At 63.8% G+C, this 23535-nt stretch carries 27 protein-coding genes; 13 read left to right on the top strand and 14 right to left on the bottom strand.

Annotation, left to right across the window (positions count from 1 at the left end):
* Nucleotides 1-22: 22 nt before the first annotated feature.
* From WIN67_RS27430 to WIN67_RS27415, 4 genes are all read right to left on the bottom strand, one after another.
* A complete protein-coding gene (locus tag WIN67_RS27430; protein ID WP_102865508.1) occupies nucleotides 23-544 on the bottom strand; it encodes a DUF3299 domain-containing protein in 522 nt (173 codons plus the stop codon).
* A gap of 25 nt (nucleotides 545-569) precedes the next feature.
* Entirely contained in the window at nucleotides 570-1835 is a 1266-nt protein-coding gene (locus tag WIN67_RS27425) for an ABC transporter permease (protein WP_102865281.1), read from the bottom strand.
* Nucleotide 1836: 1 nt separating this feature from the next.
* A complete protein-coding gene (locus tag WIN67_RS27420) occupies nucleotides 1837-2547 on the bottom strand; it encodes an ABC transporter ATP-binding protein (RefSeq protein ID WP_110596268.1) in 711 nt (236 codons plus the stop codon).
* 63 nt (nucleotides 2548-2610) lie between these two features.
* Nucleotides 2611-3204, bottom strand: a complete 594-nt coding sequence (locus WIN67_RS27415) for a DUF2796 domain-containing protein (RefSeq protein WP_339070306.1) — start codon at nucleotides 3202-3204, stop codon at nucleotides 2611-2613.
* Between the two features lie 134 nt (nucleotides 3205-3338).
* On the opposite strand from WIN67_RS27415, the gene WIN67_RS27410 reads away from it, so the two are divergent.
* Nucleotides 3339-3680: a hypothetical protein gene (locus WIN67_RS27410; protein ID WP_102882381.1), complete on the top strand. Its 342-nt coding sequence runs from the start codon at nucleotides 3339-3341 to the stop codon at nucleotides 3678-3680.
* 92 nt (nucleotides 3681-3772) lie between these two features.
* On the opposite strand, the gene trxA is transcribed toward WIN67_RS27410, so the two are convergent.
* Genes trxA through WIN67_RS27395 form a run of 3 tightly spaced genes read right to left on the bottom strand, consistent with a single transcriptional unit; the run spans nucleotide 3773 to nucleotide 5842 of the window.
* Complete coding sequence (trxA, locus tag WIN67_RS27405) at nucleotides 3773-4645, bottom strand: thioredoxin (protein ID WP_339070305.1); 873 nt, start codon at nucleotides 4643-4645, stop codon at nucleotides 3773-3775.
* A gap of 31 nt (nucleotides 4646-4676) precedes the next feature.
* Nucleotides 4677-5387, bottom strand: coding sequence for a class I SAM-dependent methyltransferase (locus WIN67_RS27400; RefSeq protein WP_115581033.1), 711 nt, complete (start codon nucleotides 5385-5387; stop codon nucleotides 4677-4679).
* Nucleotides 5384-5842 (bottom strand): hypothetical protein, encoded by a 459-nt coding sequence (locus WIN67_RS27395; protein ID WP_339070304.1) that lies wholly within the window; start codon nucleotides 5840-5842, stop codon nucleotides 5384-5386. The genes WIN67_RS27400 and WIN67_RS27395 overlap by 4 nt, the downstream gene beginning before the upstream one ends.
* 129 nt (nucleotides 5843-5971) lie before the next feature.
* On the opposite strand from WIN67_RS27395, the gene nrdR reads away from it, so the two are divergent.
* From nrdR to WIN67_RS27335, 12 genes are all read left to right on the top strand, one after another.
* Complete coding sequence (nrdR, locus tag WIN67_RS27390) at nucleotides 5972-6436, top strand: transcriptional regulator NrdR (protein ID WP_019095943.1); 465 nt, start codon at nucleotides 5972-5974, stop codon at nucleotides 6434-6436.
* On the top strand, nucleotides 6433-7566 hold the full coding sequence (gene ribD, locus WIN67_RS27385) for a bifunctional diaminohydroxyphosphoribosylaminopyrimidine deaminase/5-amino-6-(5-phosphoribosylamino)uracil reductase RibD (protein ID WP_102882378.1): 1134 nt from the start codon (nucleotides 6433-6435) through the stop codon (nucleotides 7564-7566). Before nrdR ends, ribD begins: the two co-directional genes overlap by 4 nt.
* A 47-nt stretch (nucleotides 7567-7613) precedes the next feature.
* On the top strand, nucleotides 7614-8279 hold the full coding sequence (locus WIN67_RS27380) for a riboflavin synthase (RefSeq protein ID WP_047306287.1): 666 nt from the start codon (nucleotides 7614-7616) through the stop codon (nucleotides 8277-8279).
* Nucleotides 8280-8295: 16 nt separating this feature from the next.
* Nucleotides 8296-9387 (top strand): bifunctional 3,4-dihydroxy-2-butanone-4-phosphate synthase/GTP cyclohydrolase II, encoded by a 1092-nt coding sequence (gene ribBA / locus WIN67_RS27375; protein ID WP_102882377.1) that lies wholly within the window; start codon nucleotides 8296-8298, stop codon nucleotides 9385-9387.
* 91 nt (nucleotides 9388-9478) lie between these two features.
* Entirely contained in the window at nucleotides 9479-9955 is a 477-nt protein-coding gene (gene ribE / locus WIN67_RS27370; RefSeq protein WP_003228649.1) for a 6,7-dimethyl-8-ribityllumazine synthase, read from the top strand.
* The gene (gene nusB / locus WIN67_RS27365; RefSeq protein WP_102865291.1) at nucleotides 9952-10452 is read left to right on the top strand and encodes a transcription antitermination factor NusB; all 501 of its coding nucleotides are present in this window, start codon (nucleotides 9952-9954) and stop codon (nucleotides 10450-10452) included. Before ribE ends, nusB begins: the two co-directional genes overlap by 4 nt.
* Nucleotides 10453-10470: 18 nt before the next feature.
* A complete protein-coding gene (gene thiL, locus WIN67_RS27360; protein ID WP_213665102.1) occupies nucleotides 10471-11436 on the top strand; it encodes a thiamine-phosphate kinase in 966 nt (321 codons plus the stop codon).
* A complete protein-coding gene (locus tag WIN67_RS27355; protein ID WP_102865293.1) occupies nucleotides 11433-11936 on the top strand; it encodes a phosphatidylglycerophosphatase A family protein in 504 nt (167 codons plus the stop codon). Before thiL ends, WIN67_RS27355 begins: the two co-directional genes overlap by 4 nt.
* A 10-nt stretch (nucleotides 11937-11946) precedes the next feature.
* Entirely contained in the window at nucleotides 11947-12705 is a 759-nt protein-coding gene (locus WIN67_RS27350; protein WP_110652019.1) for a substrate-binding periplasmic protein, read from the top strand.
* A 113-nt stretch (nucleotides 12706-12818) separates the two neighbouring features.
* Entirely contained in the window at nucleotides 12819-13436 is a 618-nt protein-coding gene (gene ribA, locus WIN67_RS27345) for a GTP cyclohydrolase II (RefSeq protein ID WP_102865295.1), read from the top strand.
* Nucleotides 13433-13852 carry an MFS transporter gene (locus tag WIN67_RS27340; protein ID WP_102865296.1) on the top strand — a complete coding sequence of 140 codons (420 nt, stop codon included), beginning with the start codon at nucleotides 13433-13435 and terminating at the stop codon, nucleotides 13850-13852. The genes ribA and WIN67_RS27340 overlap by 4 nt, the downstream gene beginning before the upstream one ends.
* On the top strand, nucleotides 13852-14649 hold the full coding sequence (locus WIN67_RS27335) for a cobalamin-binding protein (RefSeq protein ID WP_339070302.1): 798 nt from the start codon (nucleotides 13852-13854) through the stop codon (nucleotides 14647-14649). The genes WIN67_RS27340 and WIN67_RS27335 overlap by 1 nt, the downstream gene beginning before the upstream one ends.
* Nucleotides 14650-14665: 16 nt before the next feature.
* Here the strand turns inward: WIN67_RS27335 and WIN67_RS27330 are convergent, their stop codons facing one another.
* The 7 genes from WIN67_RS27330 to WIN67_RS27300 all read right to left on the bottom strand — a co-directional run bounded on the left by WIN67_RS27330 (nucleotide 14666) and on the right by WIN67_RS27300 (nucleotide 23471).
* Nucleotides 14666-16558, bottom strand: a complete 1893-nt coding sequence (locus WIN67_RS27330; RefSeq protein WP_339070301.1) for a TonB-dependent receptor plug domain-containing protein — start codon at nucleotides 16556-16558, stop codon at nucleotides 14666-14668.
* A 119-nt stretch (nucleotides 16559-16677) separates the two neighbouring features.
* Nucleotides 16678-18579 carry a 1-deoxy-D-xylulose-5-phosphate synthase gene (gene dxs, locus WIN67_RS27325; protein WP_110596265.1) on the bottom strand — a complete coding sequence of 634 codons (1902 nt, stop codon included), beginning with the start codon at nucleotides 18577-18579 and terminating at the stop codon, nucleotides 16678-16680.
* A gap of 112 nt (nucleotides 18580-18691) precedes the next feature.
* Nucleotides 18692-19579, bottom strand: coding sequence for a polyprenyl synthetase family protein (locus WIN67_RS27320; RefSeq protein ID WP_102882371.1), 888 nt, complete (start codon nucleotides 19577-19579; stop codon nucleotides 18692-18694).
* Nucleotides 19576-19818, bottom strand: a complete 243-nt coding sequence (locus WIN67_RS27315) for an exodeoxyribonuclease VII small subunit (protein ID WP_011063724.1) — start codon at nucleotides 19816-19818, stop codon at nucleotides 19576-19578. Before WIN67_RS27315 ends, WIN67_RS27320 begins: the two co-directional genes overlap by 4 nt.
* A 111-nt stretch (nucleotides 19819-19929) precedes the next feature.
* Nucleotides 19930-21093 (bottom strand): Fic family protein, encoded by a 1164-nt coding sequence (locus tag WIN67_RS27310; RefSeq protein ID WP_339070300.1) that lies wholly within the window; start codon nucleotides 21091-21093, stop codon nucleotides 19930-19932.
* Between the two features lie 105 nt (nucleotides 21094-21198).
* On the bottom strand, nucleotides 21199-22512 hold the full coding sequence (locus tag WIN67_RS27305; protein WP_110652022.1) for an MFS transporter: 1314 nt from the start codon (nucleotides 22510-22512) through the stop codon (nucleotides 21199-21201).
* Between the two features lie 20 nt (nucleotides 22513-22532).
* Complete coding sequence (locus tag WIN67_RS27300) at nucleotides 22533-23471, bottom strand: LysR substrate-binding domain-containing protein (RefSeq protein WP_110652023.1); 939 nt, start codon at nucleotides 23469-23471, stop codon at nucleotides 22533-22535.
* Between the last annotated feature and the right edge of the window lie 64 nt (nucleotides 23472-23535).

Here is a 23535-nt window from a genome sequence, read left to right as displayed (position 1 = left end):
CGAGCCGGCACCGCTGCTGCACTCACTCCTGCAACTCATAGACATAGATCTTCTGCGCCGCCATCTGGTAGCCGGCGTCCGCCAGCTCGCTGGTAGAGGGTTTGACCTGCATGGCGCCCTCGATCCAGTAAGGCTGATACAGCTCGTCGAGCTTTACCCCGAGCTCGCTGGTGACGTGGACGATCTGGTTCGACGGCGGGGGTGGCACGTGGATGCAGGCGCCGAAGTAGGGCACCAGGAGAAATTCCGTGGTGCGGCCTTCCTCGTTTACTTCCAGGGGCACTATATAGCCGGGCAGGCGCACCGTCTGGCCGTCCAGGCTCTTCACCACCGGCGCATTGGGCAGGTCCTGCTTGGCGGCGGGGGCCGATTCGGCGGCCAGTGCATCGCTCATCTGCGACAGGTCGTGCAGCGGCTGCATGTTCGGCACTTCCGGCGGCGCGTCCGGCGGGATCATTTCCGACCAGGTCAGATCCTTCGGTGCTCCGGCCGCCCACAACGGCGTGGCGATCAGCAGCGACAGGGCAAGCAGGGGGCGCAGCAGACGTTGGGCTTTCATAAAGCGGTGCTCATAAACGAATCGACAGGCCATCGGCCAGGGATTGCCGGTAGGCGCGCCAGGCCGGCACGCTGCCCATCAGCAGCGCGGCGATCAGGATACCGCCCAGCAACGTCCACTCATACTGGCTGGGCCAGGACAGCGGCAGGTACAGGCCATAGTTCGATTGCACGTAGCCCTGGGCCAGGGCGATGCCCAGGTACAGCAGGCCCAGGCCGGCCAGGACCCCGAACAGTGCCAGGGCGAACGCCTCCAGTACCAGCAGGGTTGCAATATGCCAGGGACGGGCGCCTACCGAACGCAGGATGGCCATCTCCCGACGACGCTCGTTGAGGCTGGTGAGGATCGCCGTGAGCATGCCGATCAGGCCGGTAAGAACCACGAACAGCGACACCACGAACAAGGCTTTCTCGGCGGTGCCCATCAGGCTCCAGAGTTCCTGCAGGGCCACGCCGGGCAGGATCGCCAGCATCGGCTCGCCGCGAAATTCGTTGATCTCCCGTTGCAGGGCGAAGGTCGAAATCTTGCTGTTGAGGCCAAGCATGAAGGCGGTGATCGCCTGGGGCGTCAGGTCCAAGTTGCGCGCCTGATCGGCAGTAATACGACCGTCGCCACGGGCTGGCACGCCGTTGTGCCAGTCGATGTGGATCGCCTCCATACCGCCCAGGCTGATATGCAGCGTGCGGTCCACCGGAGTACCGGTGCGCTTGAGGATACCCACCACGGTGAAGGGCTTGTCGTCATGCTTGACCAGGCTGATGGCCGCCACGCCGTGGGCCAGCACCAGCTTGTCGCCAAGTTTGTAGTGCAGGGCATCGGCGACTTCGGCCCCCAGTACCACCTCGAAAGGATCACTGGCGAAAGCCCGGCCCACGGCCAGTTGCAGGCTCTGCTGATGACCGTACTGGTAGTGCTGGAAGTAGGCCTCGGTGGTGCCCATGACCCGGTAGCCACGATGGGAGTCGCCCAGCGAAATCGGGATCGCCCACTTCACCTTTGGGTTGTTGGCGAAGTGCTCGAAGCTGTCCCAGCGGATGTTGTTGGTGGCGTTGCCGATGCGGAACACCGAGTACAACAGCAGGTTCACCGAGCCGGAGCGGGCGCCGACGATCAGGTCGGTGCCGCTGATGGTGCTGGCGAAACTGGCCCGGGCTTCGGTGCGGACCCGTTCCACCGCCAGCAGCAGGCAGACCGAGAGAGCAATGGCGAAGGCGGTGAGGATCGCGGTGAAGCGACGGTTAGCCAGGCTGGCCATGGCTAGACGGAACAGATACATCTCAGACCTCTGCGGGCGTGGCGGCGCGATTGAGTTCGGCCAGCGACAGGTTGCGATCAAACAGCGGCGCCAGGCTCTGGTCATGGCTGACGAACAGCAGGCTGGCTCCAGCCTCGCGGCACTCGGCGAAGAGCAGTTGGATGAAGGCTTCCCGGGCGTCGTAGTCCAGCGCCGAGGTGGGTTCGTCGGCGATCACCAGCTCTGGCTGGCCGATCAAGGCCCTGGCGGCGGCGACCCGTTGCTGTTGGCCGATGGACAGCGAGTCGGCACGACGGCCGAGCAGGTCGGGGTCCTTCAGACCCAGATGGGCCAGCAAAGTGGCGGCCGCCTGATCGACGCTGCCGTGGCGCTGAATGGCGCGGCTGGCCCGCAGTTTGGAGAAGTGGCAGGGCAGTTCGACGTTCTCGCGCACCGAGAGAAACGGCAGCAGGTTGAACTGCTGGAAGATGTAGCCGGTGTGATCGACGCGAAAGCGGTCACGTGCTCCGGCGGCCAGCTCGGTCAGCTCCTGGCCCAGCAGGCGGATGCTGCCCTGGTTGGGTTTCTGCACCCCGCCCAGCAAGCCCAGCAGTGTGGTCTTGCCGCTGCCGCTGGGGCCCTTGAGGAACAGTGTTTCGCCGGCTTCCAGGCGGAAACTCGGGATGTCCAGCAACTGAGGGTGGCCGGGCCAGCTGAAGCCCAGGTCGGACAGTTCGATAAGTGCTTGGGTCATGTTGGGCCGATCATGCAGTGAGTGGTGTGGCCGCTGCTGGAGCCGCGGCTACAGGCGCAGCGCTTAGAACTTCAGGGTGGCAGCCTTGGCGGTGGCTTCGACACCTTGCTGGCCGTTTGGCGAAATCAGTTGTACCTGAATTTTCTGGGTGGCGGGGAAGGTCTTGAAGACTTGTCCCAGGTCGAGGTTCTTCAGGGCGTCCGGCTTGGCGCAGGTGAACTGGTAGTGAGCGTGGATCTCGCTGTGTTCGTGGTGATGTTCATGACCTGCCGCGTCCTTGTCATCGTCATCGTGGTCATCGGCATCGGGCTTGTCGCCGAACAGCGGGCTCTCCAGTTCCTGTTTGGCCACGGTGCAGGCGGCGGCCTTGGGCAGGCTGAACAGCGCCAGGGGCTGTTCCAGTTGAGTGCGGGCGGCAGCGACCTTGGCCTTGTCGGCGTCGGTGCTGGGGGCGTGTTCGAAACCCACCAGGTTCATCGCCGGGCTTTCCAGTTCCAGCTCCAGGGCCTGGCCATCGAGCACCGCATTCAAACGGGCCACGCCGTGTTCATGGGCGCCGAGGCTGTCGTGTTCATGCTCGTGATCATGGGCTTGCGCGGCCTGGGCAACGGCCAGCGGCAACAGGGCGAAGGGCAGGGCGAGTAGCAGACGGCGCATAGCAAGTCTCCAGGGCAAAGATGAAATAAATGTTATGTGATCTTATAACAATTGGCCGCAGAGTTTGACCGCCCGCTTGGCGTTGCGCAAGACGCGTGGGAGCATGCTCGTCAGAAAAATGTGGGAGCACAGCGATGTTGCGGATTCGTGGAAGCATCGGCGATTGGCCGGTGGATTTGACCCTGGAACTGGACGAAGGCGATTGGGCGCAACTGGGCGCGCAGTTGCAGGCGGCCAAGCCTGAAAGTGTCGCGGTAGCCACCCGGCCGGCCAGTCAGGACGATGCGTTGTGGCAGACCGCCAAGGATCTGTTGCGCAAGGCGGGCCAGATCAGCGGGCCCGAGTTGCTGGAGCAGTTGCAGGGGCTGACCGGCAGCGCGGCGGCGGGCAAGCGTTTGCTGGTGCGCTTGCGCCACTGCGCCGAGGTCAAGGTGATCAGCGGCGCCGATACGCCGCTCTACAGCTGGGTGCAATGATCCTGTAGGAGCCAGCTTGCTGGCCAATGGGTTCTGTCTGTCAGAACGCTTTCGCTGGCAAGCCTGCTCCTACATAAGTCGGCAGATCAGTCTCAGTACAGCGCGGCGAACAGTTTGCGGCGATACGCGGTCACTAGCGGGTGATCGTTGCCCAACAGGTCGAAGACTTGCAGCAGGGTCTTGTGGGCAATGCCTTCGTTGTAGCTGCGGTTGCGCATGAAGAGTTTGAGCAAGGCTTCCAGCGCCGCTTCGTATTGCTGGCGGGCCAGTTGCTGGATCGACAGCTGGTACGTTGCCTCGTCGTCCAGCGGGTCCTTGGCCAGGCGCGCCTTGAGGTCGGCGGCATCCGGCAGGTCGGCGGCCTGCTTGAGGAAGGTGATCTGCGCCTTGGCACCGGCCAGAGCGGCCTTGTGTTCATCGCTCTTGACCGCGTCGAGCACGGTCTGGGCTTCGCCCAGTTCACCGCGCTCGGCCAGGCAGCGGGCGTAGAGAATCAGGGCCTTGGCGTTGCTGTTGTCTTCCCCCAGCAGCACTTTGAGAATGGCCTCGGCGTCGCCGATACGAGCGTCGTTGAACAAGGCTTCGGCCTGCTCCAGCGGGTCGGCGGCAGGGGGTGGCGGCATCTGCACATGGGGTTCGAGCATCGCCCGTACTGCGGATTCCGGTTGTGCGCCGGCAAAGCCGTCCACCGGTTGACCGTCCTTGAACAGCACCACGGTGGGCAGGCTGCGGATGCCGAAGCGGGCGACGATGTCCTGCTCGATATCGCAGTTGACCTTGGCCAGCAGCAACTCGCCCTGATAGCTCTCGGTGATCTGTTGCAGCATCGGCATCAGCGCCTTGCAGGGCGCGCACCATTCTGCCCAGAAGTCCACCAGGACCGGTTTGTGGAAGGAGTTCTCGATCACCGACTGGTCGAAATCAGCGGTGCGGGCGTCGAAGATATACGGCGTGTCCTGACTCATGGGGTATCTCGAATAAGCGGGAATGGAACCACTATAAAGTTGCGCGAAGTAGATCGCTATTGCCCGTGGCAGCCGGGTCGCCGGTGAATGGCCGCTGCGCGTGATACAGGCTCACGTTGCGAAACTCCCAAGGCTCGGCCAGGTCAGGCAGAGTCAGGGCGTTGAGCATTTCCAGGCGCTGATACAGCGGGTGCTGGAAGTCCCTGACCCGGGAATCCGCCACCAGGGCTTCGCGGCCGCGGCTGAGGAATTCATCCAGCAGCGGCAGGTTGGCTCGGTCATAGAGCACGTCCGCCACCAGGATCAGGTCGAAGCGATCGGCCTCGGCGAAAAAGTCCGTTGAATAGCTCAGTTCGACGTCGTTGAGTGCGGCGTTGGCCCGGCAGGCGGCGATGGCCAGTGGGTCGAGGTCGCAGGCCACCACTTCCAGGGCGCCGGCCTTGGCCGCGGCAATCGCCGCCACCCCGGAACCGGCACCGAAGTCCAGCACCCGCTTGCCTTGCACCCAGTGCGGGTGTTCGGCCAGGTAACGGGCCAGGGCCAGGCCGCTGGCCCAGCAGAAACTCCAGTAAGGCGGTTCATGGAGAATGCGTCGGGTTTCTTCCGGGGTGAAGGCGCGGTCCATGTTCTGGGCGTCGATCAGCCAGAGTTTCAGGCGCGTGTCGGGCAGCTCGCAGGCCACCAGTTGTGCATCACCCAGCAGCTCGCTGAGGGCGTCTTGCAGGTCGAGCGGTACCTTCATGGGGCTTTGACGAATTGCAGTGGTCCCAGGGCCTGGGTGGTGGGTTGGTCGATGCGCACCGCCGGCAGGTGCAGGATCAACTGGCCGGATTGGCTGGCGCGGCCGCGCAGTTCGACCCGGGCGCCGGCGGGGAAGGCGTCGGGAGCGAAACGCAGGCGAAAGGGCAGGGCCTGGTTGGTGCCGGTCAAGTTGTTGCTGGCCAGCAAGCGTTGCGGACGGCCGCGCTCATCGATCACCAGCAGCGCCAGCTCGACGTTGGCGCCGGCCGGCACCCCGTCGAGGGTACCGCTCAGTTCGCGCTGGTAGGCCGGCAAGGGCCCAAGATCGGCAGGTTCCTGATTTTTTTGCGTGGTCTGTTGCTGTGAAGAAGAGGGAACCGCAGGTTTCGGAGCATCGCTGCTGCAAGCGACCAGCAGGCTGACGAGACTGAGCAAAACGAGCGGTCTGAGCGGCATCTGAAGCTCCAACAAGGCGAATGTCCATGTGCGAAACATAATAGTCGGTCTGTATACCGTAAAGGCTATGGCTTGTCTTGCCAGTGGGATGCGCTACCATGGCCCTCCCTTTTTTTGTTGCCTGCCACCATGCACTGTCCCTTCTGCGGTGCCAACGACACCAAGGTCATCGACTCGCGTCTGGTCGCCGAGGGCGAACAGGTGCGCCGCCGGCGTGAATGCCTGGCCTGTGGTGAACGTTTCACCACCTTCGAAACCGCCGAACTGGTGATGCCGCGCCTGATCAAGACTGACGGTAGCCGTCAGCCCTTCGACGAAGAAAAACTGCGCGCCGGTATGCAGCGCGCCCTGGAAAAACGCCCGGTCAGTGTCGAGCGCCTGGAGGCGGCGCTGGTGCACATCAAGCACAAGCTGCGGGCCACTGGCGAGCGCGAAGTCAAATCCCTGGTCGTGGGTGAACTGGTGATGACCGAGCTGCAGAAGCTCGATGAAGTCGCCTATATCCGTTTCGCTTCGGTCTATCGGCGTTTCCAGGACCTCAACGAATTCCGCGAAGAGATCGACCGTCTCGCCCGCGAGCCGGCCAAGCAATGAGCCTGTCCCCGGAGCAAGCGGTACTCGACGCGCACTACATGGCCCGTGCCCTGGAACTGGCGCGCAAGGGCCGGTATTCCACCCATCCCAACCCCCGCGTCGGCTGTGTCATCGTTCGCGACGGCCAGGTGGTAGGCGAAGGCTGGCATGTGCGTGCCGGTGAACCCCACGCTGAAGTCCATGCCCTGCGTGCCGCCGGGGAACTGGCCCGTGGCGCCACGGCCTATGTGACTCTCGAGCCTTGCAGCCATCACGGCCGCACACCGCCTTGCGCCGATGCCCTGGTCAATGCCGGGGTGGCGCGGGTGGTTGCGGCGATGCAGGACCCGAACCCGGAAGTGGCCGGTCGCGGTTTACAGCGTCTGGCCCAGGCCGGCATCGACACCCACAGCGGTGTACTGGAAGCCGAGGCCCGTGCGATCAACAAGGGTTTCCTGAAACGCATGGAGCACGGCCTGCCTTATGTGCGGGTCAAGCTGGCGATGAGTCTCGACGGTCGCACTGCCATGGCCAGTGGCGAGAGCCAATGGATTACCGGGCCTGCCGCTCGTTCTGCGGTGCAGCGTCTGCGGGCCGAATCTTCGGTGGTGCTGACCGGTGCCGACACAGTGCTGGCGGATGACGCCCGGCTGACCGTCCGCGCCGCTGAGCTGGGCCTGGACCCTGAGCAGACTGCCCTGGCCATGAGTCGCCCACCGCTGCGGGTGTTGATCGATGGTCGTTTGCGGGTGCCTCTCGACGCGCCGTTCTTCAAGGCCGGACCGGTGTTGGTGGCCACCTGCGCGGCGGTGGAAGAACAATATGCCAACGGCCCGGAGTGCCTGATCGTTCCCGGCCCCGATGGCCAGGTCGACCTGCATCGCTTGCTGTTGGAGCTGGCCGCCCGTGGCGTCAATGAAGTGCTGGTGGAAGCCGGCCCGCGGCTGGCGGGAGCCTTTGCCCAGCAGGGGCTGGTGGACGAGTACCAGATCTTCGTCGCCGGCAAGTTCCTCGGTTCCTCGGCGCGGCCGTTGCTGGACTGGCCGCTGGCGCAGATGAGCGAGGCACCGTTGCTCAAGATCATTGAAATGCGTGCGGTGGGCGATGACTGGCGAGTCACTGCCATCCCGGCCCCGCCAGCGAGCGTATAATTCCCGACTTTCGCCTACCCGGCGGCCCTGTTCTCGAGGAGGACTCCATGTTCACCGGCATCATCGAATCCATCGGCAGCATTCGCGCATTGACCCCAAAAGGCGGAGATGTGCGGGTCTATGTAGAAACCGGCAAGCTTGATCTGGCCGACGTCAAACTGGGCGACAGCATCGCGGTGAACGGCGTCTGCCTGACCGCAGTCGAGTTGCCGGGTGACGGTTTCTGGGCCGATGTCAGCCGCGAGACCCTCGATTGCACGGCCTTCCATCAGTTGAAAGCCGGCAGCCGGGTCAACCTGGAGAAAGCCCTGACCCCGACCACCCGCCTGGGCGGTCACCTGGTCAGCGGTCACGTCGACGGCGTCGGTGAAGTGGTGGCGCGGGAAGAAAATGCCCGGGCCATTCAGTTCCGCATCCGCGCACCGAAAGAACTGGCCAAGTACATCGCCCATAAAGGCTCGATCACCGTCGACGGCACCAGCCTGACGGTCAACGCGGTCAATGGCGCCGAGTTCGAGCTGACCATCGTGCCCCACACCCTGGCGGAAACCATCATGGCCGACTACCGGCCGGGTCGGCAGGTCAACCTCGAGGTCGACCTGCTGGCGCGCTACCTGGAACGCCTGCTGTTGGGTGACAAGGCGGCTGAAGCCACCACCGGCGGCACCATTACCGAAAGTTTTCTGGCCGCTAACGGCTATCTCAAATCCTGACCCAAGGGGGTGCCGCGTGGCGCTCAACAGCATCGAAGAACTGGTTGAAGACATCCGCCAAGGCAAGATGGTCATCCTCATGGATGACGAAGACCGCGAGAACGAAGGCGACCTGATCATGGCCGCCGAGTGCTGCAAGGCCGAACACATCAACTTCATGGCCAAGCACGCCCGTGGCCTGATCTGCATGCCCATGAGCCGCGAGCGCTGCGAGCTGCTCAAGTTGCCGCTGATGGCGCCGCGCAACGGTTCCGGCTTCGGCACCAAGTTCACCGTTTCCATCGAGGCCACCGAAGGCGTGACCACCGGCATCTCTGCCGCTGACCGTGCGCGTACCGTACAAGCGGCAGCGGCCAAGGACGCCAAGGCCGAGGACATCGTCAGCCCGGGCCACATCTTCCCGCTGATGGCCCAACCCGGCGGTACCCTGGCCCGTGCCGGCCACACCGAAGCCGCCTGCGACCTGGCGCGCATGGCCGGTTTCGAGCCAAGCGGGGTGATCTGCGAAGTGATGAACGACGACGGCACCATGTCCCGTCGTACCGAACTGGAAGCCTTCGCCGCTGAACACAACATCAAGATCGGTACCATCGCCGACCTGATTCACTATCGGATGATCCACGAACGTACCGTTCAGCGGATTGCCGAGCAGCCCCTGGACAGCGAATTGGGCCAGTTCAACCTGGTGACCTATCGTGATTCGGTGGAAGGCGACGTGCACATGGCCCTGACCCTGGGCGATATCTGTGCTGAAGAGCCGACCCTGGTGCGCGTGCATAACATGGACCCGCTGCGCGACTTGCTGATGGTCAAGCAGCCGGGCCGCTGGAGCCTGCGCGCGGCCATGGTCAAAGTGGCCGAGGCCGGCAGTGGCGTGGTGCTGTTGCTGGGTCACCCGCTGGATGGCGATGTACTGCTGGCGCACATCCGTGAAACCGCGGAACACCAGCCGGTGAAGAAACCCACCACCTACAGCATCGTCGGTGCCGGTTCGCAGATCCTTCGCGACCTGGGCGTACGTAAAATGCGCCTGATGAGTGCGCCGATGAAGTTTAATGCGATATCCGGTTTCGACCTGGAAGTTGTAGAATACGTGCCCTCCGAATAAAAGCCGGTCGTTTCCGGCTTGAAATTCGCGGTTCAAATATCACTGAAGAGCGTGTGCTAGACACGCTCTGGCTCTTTAAGAGATTTGTCGAATGACCCTGAAGACCATCGAAGGTACCTTCATCGCCCCTAAAGGCCGCTATGCCCTGGTGGTCGGCCGTTTCAACAGCTTCGTCGTCGAAAGCCTGGTCAGCGGCGCGGTTGACGCCCTGGTTCGCCACGGCGTGAGCGAAAGCGACATCACCATCATCCGTGCCCCTGGCGCCTTCGAAATTCCGTTGGTCGCGCAGAAAGTCGCACAGAAAGGTGAGTTCGCGGCGATCATCGCCCTGGGCGCGGTCATTCGTGGCGGTACTCCGCACTTCGAATACGTGGCCGGCGAATGCACCAAGGGCCTGGCCCAGGTGTCCATGGAGTTCGGCGTGCCAGTGGCCTTCGGCGTGCTGACCGTTGACTCGATCGAACAAGCCATCGAACGTTCCGGCACCAAGGCCGGCAACAAAGGTGCTGAAGCTGCCCTGTCCGCCCTGGAAATGGTCAGCCTGCTGGCGCAGTTGGAGGCCAAGTGATTAGCGACGATAGCGATCGTTTCAACCCACGCGATCCCAAGCCTGCCAACGCCGGCAAGCCATCCAAGAGCGCCAAGCGTCGCGAAGCCCGTCAGCTCGCGACCCAGGCGCTGTACCAATGGCACATGGCCAAGCATTCGCTGAACGAGATCGAAGCACAGTTTCGGGTCGACAACGATTTCACTGACATCGACGGCGCCTACTTCCGGGAGATCCTGCACGGAGTTCCGGCCAACAAGAACGAGATCGACAACGCGCTCGTGCCTTGCCTGGACCTGGCCATCGATGAGCTGGACCCGGTTGAACTGGCGGTACTGCGGCTGTCCACCTGGGAACTGCTCAAGCGCGTCGACGTGCCGTACCGCGTTGTGATCAACGAAGGTATCGAACTGGCCAAGGTTTTCGGTTCCACCGACGGCCACAAGTTCGTCAACGGTGTTCTCGACAAGCTGGCCCCACGCCTGCGTGAAGCTGAAGTGAAGGCGTTCAAGCGCTGAACCGCGCTTGCAGCTGCCATGGGCGAGTTTGAGCTGATCCGTAACTTCTTCGCTGCCGCGCCTTGTGCGCAAGGCGGCGAGGGTGTTGCCCTGGGGATTGGTGACGACTGCGCCTTGCTGGCGGTTGCTCCGGGCGAGCAGTTGGCGATTTCCACCGACACCCTGGTGGCCGGTGTGCATTTCGCCGATCCCTGCGACCCCTATCTTTTAGGCCAACGCTCCCTGGCGGTGGCTGTCAGCGATCTGGCTGCCATGGGCGCCACCCCGCTGGCCTTTACCCTTGCCCTGACCCTGCCGACGGTAAGCGCCGATTGGCTGCAGGCCTATGCCCGCGGCCTGAACGCCATGGCCCAGAGTTGCGACGTGCGCCTGATTGGTGGCGACACCACTCGTGGCTCGCTGACCTTGACCCTGACCGTCTTCGGGCGAGTGCCCGCAGGCCTTGCCCTGACCCGCAGTGGTGCCCGTGTGGGTGATTTGCTGTGCGTCGGCGGTGAGTTGGGCAATGCCGCCGGAGCCCTGCCGCTGGTCCTGGGCCAGCGCAGTGCTGATGCAACCATCGCCGCCCCCTTGCTGGCTCACTACTGGTCACCGCAACCGCAATTGGCCCTGGGCCAGGCACTGCGGGGCAAGGCCACCTCGGCCCTGGATATCTCCGATGGCCTGCTGGCCGATTGCGGGCATATCGCGGCCGCTTCGAAGGTCGCCTTGCAGGTGGAGGTGGAGAAATTGCCACTGTCGCCGGCATTGTTGAGCTTTCTTGGCGAACAGGGTGCCCGCGCTGCGGCCTTGAGTGGCGGCGATGACTATGTCCTGGCCTTTACCTTGCCGCCTGCCGAGCTGGCGCCGCTGTTGGCGGCTGGTTGGCCGGTGCAGGTGGTGGGGCAAGTGGTGGCCGGGCAGGGCGTGACCCTGCTGGACGCCGGCGGCCAGGACATCACCCCCGGCACCCGGGGTTATCAACACTTTGCGGAGACACCGTGACAGATCATCCCAAACAGGTCCCGGCGGAGTTCGTACCGCCGTCGGTCTGGCGTAATCCCTGGCATTTCCTGGCGTTCGGTTTTGGTTCCGGCACCTTGCCCAAGGCGCCAGGCACCTGGGGCTCGCTGGTTGCACTACCCTTTATCCCGCTGTGGCAGATGTTGCCGGACTGGGGTTACTGGCTGATGCTCGGCGTCACCATGCTGTTCGGCTTCTGGCTGTGCGGCAAGGTCGCCGACGATCTGCGGGTGCATGACCACGAAGGTATCGTCTGGGACGAGATGGTCGGCATGTGGATCACCCTGTGGCTGGTGCCCGAGGGCTGGTACTGGCTGTTGGCGGGGTTTCTAATGTTCCGTTTCTTCGACATTCTCAAGCCGTGGCCGATTCGCTGGGTCGACCGGCATGTGCATGGCGGTGTCGGCATCATGCTCGATGATGTGCTGGCTGGCGTGTTTGCCTGGTTGGCGATGCAAGGGTTGGTGTGGTGCTTCAACTGAGGAATTAGGCATGGATGTCTGCCGCGTGCTGCTGGTGTTGCTGGTTGCCTGGAGCTGTTGCAGCGTCCGGGCCGGCGAGCTGCAGGCGCCATCCGGGCAGATTCGCATCGCCAGTGAGGTCTGGAGCGAATACACCGAGGCCGACGGCGATGGGTTGGCCTGGGACATCCTGCGCGAAGTCTTCGAGCCCGTGGGAATCACCATCGAGCGTTACAGCGTGCCTTATACCCGTTCGGTCGGGTTGGTGCAGCGCGGCGAGGTGGATGCACAGGTTGGGGCTTATCGCGACGAATCGCCGGGCGTGCTGTACCCGCACTGGAACTACGACACGGACCACATCTACGCCCTGGGCCTGGCGAGCAGTCCGGAACTGAGCCCGGCGACGCTCGGCAGTTACCGACTGGTCTGGGTGCGTGGCTACAAGTACCAGGACTACCTGCCCAATGTTCGCCGCTACAACGAGATCCGGCGGCGTGTCGGTATCCTGCCGATGCTGCTCTACAGTCGCGCCGACTACTATATCGATGCCCAGACCGAGATCGATTATGTGCTGAGCCAGGCTCAGGACCCGAGCCAGTTCAAGCGCACCCATTTGGCCGAGCTGCCGCTGTACCTGGGGTTTGCCAGTAATCCCCGGGGCCGGGAAATGCGCGAGCTGTATGACCAGCGCATGGCGCAGTTGGTGAGTACAGGGCGATTACGGCCAATCTTCGAGCGTTGGAAGCAGCCTTATCCCTTTGATGGGAGTCCGCGTCCGGCGGTCCGTTGATCAAACTTATCGATCTTTATCTCCGATAATTCAGCCTAAGCGTGCAGTGGAGGCTGCTGTTACAATGCCGCCTCTGCGAATCTCCAGTCCTCATACAGATCAGGAGCACAACAGTGCCCGTCGTTTTTGTTGCCGCCTCCAAGCTGCCTACACCTTTTGCGCAATTCACCATGCATGGTTTTCTCGATGAAGCCACCGGTCGCGAGCACGTCGTGCTCAGCCTGGGGGACATCGCCGATGGCGCGCCGGTTCTCGGTCGCCTGCACTCCGAATGCCTGACCGGCGACGCCCTGTTCAGCCAGCGTTGCGATTGCGGCTCGCAGCTGGAAGCCGCCCTGCGGGCCATCGCCCGGGAAGGGCGTGGCGTATTGCTGTACCTGCGTCAGGAAGGTCGCGGTATTGGCCTGCTGAACAAGATCCGTGCCTATGAGCTGCAAGATGGTGGCGCCGATACCGTGGAAGCCAACGAGCGCCTGGGGTTCGCCGCGGATCAGCGTGACTACGGCATGTGCCTGCCGATGCTCGAGCATCTGGGGGTCAAGTCCCTACGCCTGATGACCAACAACCCGCGCAAGGTCAAGGCACTGACCGAGATGGGCATCCAGGTTGCCGAGCGGGTGCCGCTGCACACCGGGCACAACCCCCACAACAAGCTGTACCTGGCGACCAAGGCCAGCAAGCTCGACCACATGATGGGCAACGAGCACCAGGGCGAGGTCGACCGCGCGTGACTCGGGGTCAAGTCAAACGGCGTCTGACCGTAAGCTGGTGGCAATACCTGGCGCTGGCCTTGCTGCCGCTGTTTGTGATCAACCTGGTGTTTGGTCAGGGCGAGGCGTTGATGCCCGTGCTGGCGATGCCATTCTTTATCGCCGGTACGGCCTCGATGTTCGTCAGCCTGCGTTTTTTCAACGGCTACAAGCATGCCTTGATCGCCGCCGGCAAAGCCCTCGATACCCCTGAGGAGCCTGCCGCCTGGATCACCCTGGCGGCCCGTCGTCGCGCCGCCTTCCTGGCGGCATCCTTGCCCGCCTGGATCGGTGCCCTGGCAGTGTTTGTCGGCCTGGAAGCGGTGCCGCTGATGCTCCTGGCGCTGTCCACCGCGGTGCTGTTCTACCTCTACCGTATTCCTCGTCAGCTGGGCTGATGTGGCGCTGGCTGGCGGTCCTGTGCCTGCTGGCCGGCACTCCGGCCCTGGCGGCGCAGCGTGTGGTCAGCCTCGCACCGTCACTGTCGGAGATCGTCGTTGAACTGGGCGCCGCTGATCGGCTGGTCGGGGTGCTGGATGCCGGCGAACGCCCGCCAATGCTCAAGGAGCTACCCTCGGTCGGGCGTTACGGCCAGTTGGACATGGAGCGCCTGCTCAGCCTCAAGCCCGATTTGCTGCTGCTCTGGCCCGCCAGTGTCGGCCCGGCCCAGCGCGATCAGCTGGCCCGCTTGGGCATTCCCACCTACGTTGCCGAACCCCATGATTTCCTGCAGTTGCTGGCGCAGATCGCCGAGATCGGCGAGCGCCTGGGCCGCCCGGCCGCCGGGCGCAAACTGGCAGACGAGTTGAATGGTCAGCTGGCCAGCCTGCGTGCACGCTATCACCGCAAGCCTGCCGTGCCGGTGTTCTATCAGGTCTGGGATCAGCCGCTGTACACCGTGGGCGGTGGGCAGATCATCAGTGAAGCCTTGAGCGTCTGCGGGGCGCGCAATGTATTTGCCGACCAGCACCTGCCGGCGCCCCAGGTCAGTATCGAATCGGTATTGCAGCGTAATCCGCAGGCGATCCTGGCCACCGCCCAGGGGCAGCTGGATGCCTGGAAGGCCTGGCCGCAGATCGCAGCGGTGCGGCAGGGGCGGTTGTTGCTGGTGAGGGACAAGGGCCTGGAACGGCCCAGTGGGCAGATGATCGCGGCCACTGCCAAGCTCTGTGCCTTGATTGCGCCTGAGCGCTGAGCCCCTTCGGCGGATCTTACAGCTCGGGCGTCCAGGTCACGCCGAGCATCCAGGTGCGGCCTTCTTCGCGGTAGCCGTAATCGTTGCCGTTGTATTCGTAAAGCTCGCGGGTATAGGACTTGTCGAGAACATTGTCGAGTTTCAGGTCCAGCTTTAGCTCCCGATTGAGTGCCCAACTGCTGCGCAGGGCAAACAGGCCGTAGCCGCCCACAGGTACCTGCTTTTTCACGTTCAGGTCTTCATAACTCTTGCTTACTAGTTGCCAGCTGGCACCGAACGCCAATGGGTCGAATTGTCGGTCCAGGTCCAGGCTCAAGGTGCGCCGGGCACGGCGCGGCAGTTGATGGCCATCCTTGCGGTTGCGTGGATCGATGATTGCGGTGCCGATGCTGGTCTGCCAGCCGAGCAGCTCCTGTTTCAGGGCCGCCTCGAAACCATTGATCCTTGCTGCGCCAACGTTTTCCGGGCGCTGCGCAACACGGTCATAAATAATCGCCTCTTTGATATCGGTCCGGTAGATCGAAGCTTCCAGACGGCTGCTTTGCGTCAGCTGGCTACGCCATTGCAGTTCATAGCTCTTGGAGTGCTCCGGCTTGAGATCTTGATTGCTGAAACCGGGGTAATACAGATCGCTGAAATTGGGCGCCCGGAAGCCTTCGCTATAGGACAGCAGCAGGTCATTGTCCGGGTTCAGCGGCAGGGTGAAGGTGCCGCTCCAAGTGTTCTGGCTGCCATATTGCTGGTTCTGATCGCGGCGCAAACCCAGTTCGGTGGAGAAGCTTTCACCGTGAAAACGATGCTGGATGAAGGCTGCCCGGTTCCAGCGGCTGTCTTCGGCAAATGATGCTGGGCTGGTATTGAGCCGGTCTTCGTACCAGTCTGCGCCGAGGATCAGGCTGTTGTCCTCGTCCAGGCGCATATCGTTCTGCCAGTTCAGCGAGTCCCGGTAGGTATTGAACACGCTACGTTCGTCGCTGAGCTTGTCGCGTTTGAGGTCGCGGTTTTCGCTATGTCCGAGCTCCAGCCGCGATTTCCAGTAGTCATTGAGGTTCGCGTCGAGATAGCCGCTGACGCTGCTGACACTGAAGTCGGTGTAAGGGTCCTGGGCGAAGACGTTGTAGCTTGAATCGTAGCGTCCGAAAGGGTTGTCGTAGCGAGCGCGGCCACGGTTATCCAGCAGGTTGAAGCCCACCTCTAAATCATCGTTCAGCGCGTGGCTGAGGGTGAAGCTCAACGACTGGTTGCGGTAGCCATCATGGTCGGTATCGCTGGGAAACGACTCATGGGTCCAGTCGATCCCCGCCGTTTCATCCAGGCTGGCGCCAAGGCTGAAGCGCGTCTGCTGATCGCCACCGGATAGTCCCAGGCTGCGTTCCCAAGTCTGGTTGCTGCCCACCCCCAGATGCATGCGTGCTTGCAGGCCTTGCTGGGCGCCACGCCGGGTGAAAATCTGGATCACCCCGCCAATGGCGTCGCTGCCGTAGATCACCGAGCGCGAGCCGCGCAGCACTTCCACTCGCTCGATCTGCTCGATGCTGATGAATTGCAGATTGCTGTCGCCGGAAGATGAGCTGCTGATGCGCTGGCCATCCACCAGCACCAGGCTCTGGGCCGAGTTGGTGCCGCGAATGAAGATGCCTGGCAGGCTGCCGCGGCCGCCGCTTCGGGCGACCTGCACACCAGGCACCCGTTGCAGCAGATCGGTCAGGCTGGTGGGTTGCAGGCGGTCGATGTCTTCCCGGGTGAACACGGTGTTGGCCGCGCTGCTGTCGTTGCGAGCTTCCACCTGACGGTTGGCGCTGATCAGCATCTCGGGCAGTTTCAGCGCCTGATCGCGCTCGGAGGTGTCGGCCAGCAGATCGGCGCAGGGCAGGAGACATAGCGGCAGGGCCAGGCGAGAGAGTTTCATGGCTATTCCGTTAGCGCGGCTCGGCCTTCGCCGCAGTGTGTGAAGCCGGATAAGGAAGGGAGCAAAAGCGACGCCCGCATGGCGGGCGTGCAGCAGCGGCTACAGGTAGCCGCTGTGGATCAAGCCAGGCCCAGCAGTTCCAGACGCTGGCGTACCGAAGCTTCGATGCCGGCTTCGTCGAGGCCGCATTCGGCAAGCATCTGCGCCGGTTTGGCGTGCTCGACGTAGGCATCCGGCAGCCCCAGGTGCAGGATCGGCTTGAGGATGTTCTCGCGGGCCAGGAATTCGCTGACCGCGCCTCCGGCGCCGCCCATGATGGCGTTTTCCTCGATGGTCACCAGCAGTTCGTGGCTACCGGCGATCTCGCGGACCAGGGCTTCATCCAGGGGTTTGACGAAACGCATGTCGACCACGGTGGCGTCGAGCTTTTCGGCCACTTGCAGGGCTTGGGCCAGTTGCACGCCGAATACCAGCAGGGCCACTTGCTTGCCTTGGCGGCGGATCACGCCCTTGCCGATCTCGATCGGTTCCAGGTCCTTGTCGATCGGCGCGTTGGGGCCAGTACCGCGCGGGTAGCGCACGGCGGCGGGGCCGTTGTACAGGTGCCCGGTGCTGAGCATCTTGCGCAACTCGTTCTCGTCGCTCGGGGTCATCACCAGCATGCCGGGGATGCAGCGCAGGTAGGACAGGTCGAAGCTGCCGGCGTGGGTCGGGCCGTCTTCGCCCACCAGGCCGGCACGGTCGATGGCGAACAGCACATCGAGGTTCTGTACCGCCACGTCGTGGATCAGTTGGTCATAGCCGCGCTGCAGGAAGGTGGAGTAGATCGCCACCACCGGTTTGGCGCCTTCGCAGGCCATGCCGGCTGCCAGGGTCACTGCGTGCTGCTCGGCAATCGCCACGTCGAAGTAGCGCAGCGGGAAACGCTCGCTGAAGGCCACCAGGTCCGAGCCTTCCTTCATCGCCGGGGTGATGCCCACCAGGCGCGGATCGGCGGCGGCCATGTCGCACAGCCACTCGCCAAAGACGCCGGAATACTTCGGACCGCCGGCCTTTTTCGGTGCGGCCGCCGGAGCATCCAGGGGTTCCAGTTTGGTGATGGCGTGGTAGCCGATCGGGTCGACTTCCGCCGGGGCGAAGCCCTTGCCCTTCTTGGTCACCACATGCAGGAACTGCGGACCCTTGAGGTCACGCATGTTGCGCAGTGTGGCGATCAGGGTCGGCAGGTCGTGGCCATCGATGGGGCCGATGTAGTTCCAGCCCAGTTCTTCGAACAGGGTGCCGGGGACCAGCATGCCCTTGGCGTATTCTTCGGTGCGGCGAGCGATTTCCCAGGCACCGGGCAGGCGCGACAGCACTTTCTTGCTGCCTTCGCGCATGCTGGCGTAGGTGCGGCTGGAGAGGATCTTGGCCAGGTAGTTGGACAGCCCGCCGACATTGCGCGAGATCGACATGTCGTTGTCGTTGAGGATCACCAGCATGTTGGCGTCCACTTCCGGCGCGTGGTTCAGCGCCTCGAAGGCCATGCCCGCGGTCAGGGCGCCGTCGCCGATCACTGCGATGGCCTTGCGCTCGCTGTGCTGCAGGCGGGCGGCGATGGCCATGCCCAGGGCGGCGCTGATGGAGGTGCTGGAGTGGCCGACGCCAAAGGTGTCGTACTCGCTCTCGGAGCGCCGCGGGAAGGCCGCGAGGCCGTCTTTCTGGCGCAGGCTGGCCATCTGTTCGCGACGACCGGTGAGGATCTTGTGCGGATACGCCTGGTGACCCACGTCCCACACCAGCCGGTCGTCCGGGGTGTCGAACACGTAATGCAACGCAATGGTCAGCTCGATGACCCCGAGGCCGGCACCGAAATGCCCGCCGGTCTGGCCGACCGTGTAGAGCAATTCCAGGCGCAACTCATCGGCCAGGGTTTCCAGCTCGGCTTCACCTAACCGACGCAGGCCGTCCGGCGTCTGGGCACGGTCGAGCAGCGGCGTGGTAGGGCGTTTGCGGGGAATCTCATGAAACGTCGTGGGCATCAGGCGAATCGTTATAGGTATAGAAAGAGGCGGCAGTTTACCTTATGCATCGCAAGCTGCCCACGCGGAGCGCCGAACTTGGCCGATATGCGGTCCGGCTATCGGGAGTTGATCAGCTGCGGCGCTCGACGATATACCGCGCCAGCTCGCGCAAGGGCTCGGCCGCTGCGTCAAACGGACGCAGCGCATGCAGCGCCTGGTCCCGCAATTCCAGGGCGTATTCCTTGGCTGCGGCCAGGCCCAGCAGCGCCGGGTAGGTCGGTTTGTCCCGAGCGATGTCGGCACCCTGGCGCTTGCCCAGGGTTGCGGTATCGCTTTCGACGTCGAGGATGTCGTCCTGCACCTGGAATGCCAGGCCGACTGCCTGAGCGTAGGTCTGCAGGGCCTTGAGCTCGTCTTTCTCGGCCCGGCCGCTGGCCAGGGCCCCGAGAATCACGCTGGCTTCAATCAGCGCGCCGGTCTTGTGCCGGTGCATGTACTCCAGGGCTTTCTGATCGAGCTTGAGCCCCACCGAGCCCAGGTCGATGGCCTGGCCGCCCACCATGCCCGCCGGGCCTGCGGCCTGGGCCAGGGTGGTGACCATGCGCAGGCGGATCTCGGCGCTGGCGTCGCTCAGGCCCGGGTCCAGCAGGGCGCTGAAGGCCAGGCTCTGCAGGCCGTCGCCGGCGAGGATGGCGCAGGCTTCGTCGAACGCCTTGTGGGTGGTGGGCTGGCCGCGACGCAAGTCGTCATCGTCCATGGCCGGCAGGTCGTCGTGGACCAGGGAGTAAGCATGAATCAGTTCCACCGCGCAGGCGGCGCCGTTGGCTTGCTCGGGCCGGCCGCCCAGCGCCTCGCAGGCGGCGTAGGCCAGCAGCGGGCGCACGCGCTTGCCGCCATTCATCACGCTGTAGCGCATGGCTTCATAAAGGCGGGCAAGTTCGGGGCTTGGAGCGGTGAACAGGGTGTGCATTGCAGCGTCGACGCGGGCCTGGCTGGTGGCCTGATAAGCGGCAATCATTCTGGCTGTTCCGCGTCGAAAGGTTGTTCGGCCAGTTCGCCATCGCGCTCCAGCAGGATCTGCACCTTCTGCTCGGCCTGGGCCAGGGCGGCCTGGCAATCACGGGTCAGGCCGATGCCTTGTTCAAAGGCGGTCAACGAGTCTTCCAGCGACAGCTCGCCGTTCTCCAGACGCTCGACCAGGGTTTGCAGGTCGGCGAGGGATTGTTCGAAATCTAAGGCAGCTTTTTTGCGGGCCATGGCGGCTATCCCGGTTGACGTTAAACCGGCGCGACACTAGCAGACACCGGGGTTTCGGGCAAATGAGAAGCGCTTGCTGGCCTGGGTTTCAGTGGCCTTGGCTTGCGCTTTTCACGGGGTTTTTCCTGGGGCTCCAAGACGCTCCGGCAGGTTCGCTGCATAGCGGGTGCTGCGGCCACCTCCGGGCAAGCGGATGATGCAGCCTTTGGCCAGCAGGTCGGCCAGGTGGCGGGTTGCGGTGGCCTTGGAGACCTTGGCCAGCGCCTGGTATTGGCTGGCGCTGATGCCATGGGCAAAGCTGTCCTGATCCCCGTCGAACAGGCGATTGAGCACTTTGATCTGTTGCGTAGACAGCGCCTGCTGGCGGTGCTGCTGCCAGAAGCGAGTCTTGTCCAGTACCCGGTCGATGCGTGACATCGCCTGCTGCAGGCTGCTGAGCAGGGTTTGCAGGAACCACTCCAGCCAGGCACTGATATCCATCCCGCCGCGCTGGCTGTTTTCCAGTATCCGGTAGTAGCCCGCGCGGTCCTTGAGGATGCTGGAGGACATGGCATAGAAGCGAATAGCCTGGTGTTCGGCCTGGGCCAGAGCCAGGTCAGTGATGGCCCGGGCCAAACGGCCGTTGCCGTCATCAAAGGGGTGCAGGGTGACGAACCAGAAATGCGCGACCCCGGCCCGCAGCAGCGGGTCGAGCCCGGGCAGATGACGGCTGGACTCGAACCATTCCAGGAAGCTCTGCAACTGTTGCTCAAGGCCGGCTCTGGGCGGCGCCTCGAAGTGTACGGTGGGACGATCGAGGCGACCTGACACCACTTGCATCGGTGCCTCCCCGCGCAGTTCGCCGACCCGGATCGGCAGGCTCATCAGGTGCTGCTCTTGCGTGGGAAACAGCCACTGATGCCAACGCATCAGTCGTGCAGGGCTCAGGGGTTGGGCAAAGTGCTGGGTGGCATCCAGGGTCAGCTCCGCCAGGCCTTCGCTGCGTGGGCTGGTGCGGCTTTCCAGAGGGAGCTCCAGGCCCAGTCGCCGCGCCAGGGATGAGCGCACCGAGCCGACATTCAGATGTTCACCTTCGATGGCAGATGAAGTGAGGATGTTCTGCAGCAATGCGTCCAGTTCACTTTGGACGCTCAGTTCCTGGTCCACCACGCCCGACATGCCCAACAAACGGCCTTGAGCCTGAGCGCATTCGCGCAATAGCGGCGCAAGACGCTCGGCCTGCCAGTCGAAGCTGTGCCAGGTAGGGTGTTGCCAGATCCAACGTGGGTGGTCCATGGACGGGCTCTCTGGGGATGAGCCGAATACATGCTCTATTCAGCTCTTGCAGTGAGCCGAATAGAGCATGTATTCGGCTCAGCGTCCAATTAAACCCTGCCTGAATCAGGCGGATGCAGCGTCGGTCTTGAGCGTGCTGCGCCCTGGTTCACCGGGCGGCGGCGCCTGGATCAGCCACTCCCCGGGCACAGCCTCGATGCGTGGATCAAGGGTCGAGGCCTGCACGCTTGGCGGATGCTCGGGCATGGCCACGTGCTGCAACGGCGCGTCGTCGACCCGGAACTCCCCGCTGACCTTGCTCGGTTGTACCCGCCAGGCCAGCAGCAGGGCGAACAGCGAAAACACCATGTACAAGGCGTTGTGGCCATAGAGGTTCATCAGCGCGCCGCTGAGCAGCGGCCCCAGACAGGCGCCGACGCCGTGGGTGGCCAGGAGCATGGCGCTCAGGGCCACACGTTGGGGTTGCTCAATGTGGTCGTTGGCCAGGGCGACCGCCAGCGGGTAGAGGCTGAACAGCAGCAGGCCGCTGAGGCAGGCGAACAGCAGCAAGAAGGTAAACGACAGGCCGAACAGCCCCCACAAAGGCACAGTCACCAGGCACAGGAGCAGCGCGCAGGCGCGGATCAGTCGCGCGCGGTCGAGGCGATCCGAAAGCCAGCCGAGCGGCCACTGGCCGCACAGCCCGGCCAGGATCGCCACGGCGACGAAAGTGCCGGCCTGGGCTGTGTCCAGGCCGCTCAAGGTGATGAACACCGGTGCCAGGGCATAGAACGAACCGACCAGCAGTCCGGTGATGAACACCGTGCTCAGGGCTTGCGGCACCCGGCGCCAGAAAAAGCCGATCTGCAGGGGGGCTGCCACCAGCTTGGCCGGGTGCAGGCGTCGGGTCAGGGCGACGGGTATCAGGCAGGCGGCGAAACACAGGGCGACGATCAGCAAAGGCTTGAAGTCCAGCTCGGGACGCCAGATCAGCACGCTCTGACCCAGCATCAGGCCCAGGGAGACCGCCACCATGTAGCCGGCGAACACTGCGCCGCGCTGCTGGTTGCCCGCCTGCTCGTTGAGCCAGCTTTCGATCACCATGTACTGGTTCATCATCACCAGGCCGGTGATGAAGCGCAGCACCAGCCACAACCACAGATCTTCGAACAGCAGGTGCAGGAGCACGATCATGGTCGCGGCACCCGCGCAGGCGACGTAGGAGCGGATATGGCCCACGGCGGCAATCATCCGATGGCCGAACTTGGCGCCGCAGACCATGCCGGCGTAATAGGCGGCGGTCAGGCCACCGATCCACAGTTCGCCGACCCCGTCGCTGGTCAGGCGCAGGCCGATAAAGCTGAAGAACAGCCCGTTGCCGGCAAGCATCAGGAGGGTGGCGCAGTAGAGCGCGGGGAATGTCAGCAGGTTCAGGTTCATGAGTCGTCAGGTCGGGGCGGTCAAGGACCGGTGTCGTGGGCAAGGTGGGTGTGTTCCAGCAGCCATTGGCGAAAGCGGCGTACGGCGGATGGCGGATTGCGGTGGTGCGGTTGCATCAGGTTCAGGCGCCCGCGGCTGGGCATGCGCTGCGGCAGTGCGCGTTGCAGGCGTCCGGCGGCGAGTTCGTCCTGCAGCAGGCTTTCCCAGCCCAGGGCTACCCCCTGGCCCATCACTGCCGACTGCATCAGCAACTGGTAGCTGTTGGTGCGCAGGGCATGTTGCGGGGAGTGATAGGTCGCGCCCACGGCACTGAACCAGTCGGACCAGGTCAGCCAGTCGTGATAGTGGTCTTCGACAATCAGCAGCCGGTGTTCCTGCAGCAGGTGTTGCGGATCACGAATCGGCCCCTTGCGGCTCAGGTAGTCCGGGCTGCAGACGCAGATCACCTGCTCCCCGGCAAAGACCGGGGTCAGCTCCAGGCCCAGGGGCGCCGGCAACTCGTCCAGGTGATAGAACAGTCCCAGGTCGTACTCGCTGACATCCAGGTGCAGGGGGCTTTCACTGCAGAGGATGCGGATGTCCAGCTCCGGATACAGGCTCTGGAACGCTGGCAGCAGGCGCGCCAGCCAGATCGAGCTGATGGTCGGGGTGCTGGCCAGGGTCAGCTGGCGCTCGGCGCCGCGCCGGCGCAGTTCCGCCGACTCGCGGTCCAGCTCGCGCAGCAGGCGCTGGATGGTGCGAAAGTAGCGCTCGCCCGCCGGGGTCAGGCTGATGCCCAGGTTGTGGCGGTGGAACAGCGGCCGGGCGAGGTTTGCCTCCAGACGCTTGATCTGGCGGCTCACCGCGCTCTGGGTCAGGTTCAGCTCCTGGGCGGCCCGGGTAAAGCTCAAATGACGGGCCACGGCCTCGAAAGGCTGCAGGCAGTTGAGAGGGGGCAGATCGACGTTTCGATGCGACATGCGGGTACCAGTCTACAGGGGCGGGCGCTGTGTCCTGCGTCCCGCCGAGTCTCGGAGATTGGGC

Origin of the sequence: Pseudomonas idahonensis (genome assembly GCF_037903935.1) — a bacterium.
Classification (GTDB): Bacteria; Pseudomonadota; Gammaproteobacteria; order Pseudomonadales; family Pseudomonadaceae; genus Aquipseudomonas; species Aquipseudomonas danubii.
The sequence above is the reverse complement of the archived record's forward strand: the minus strand, read 5'-3'. Positions and strand labels throughout refer to the sequence as shown.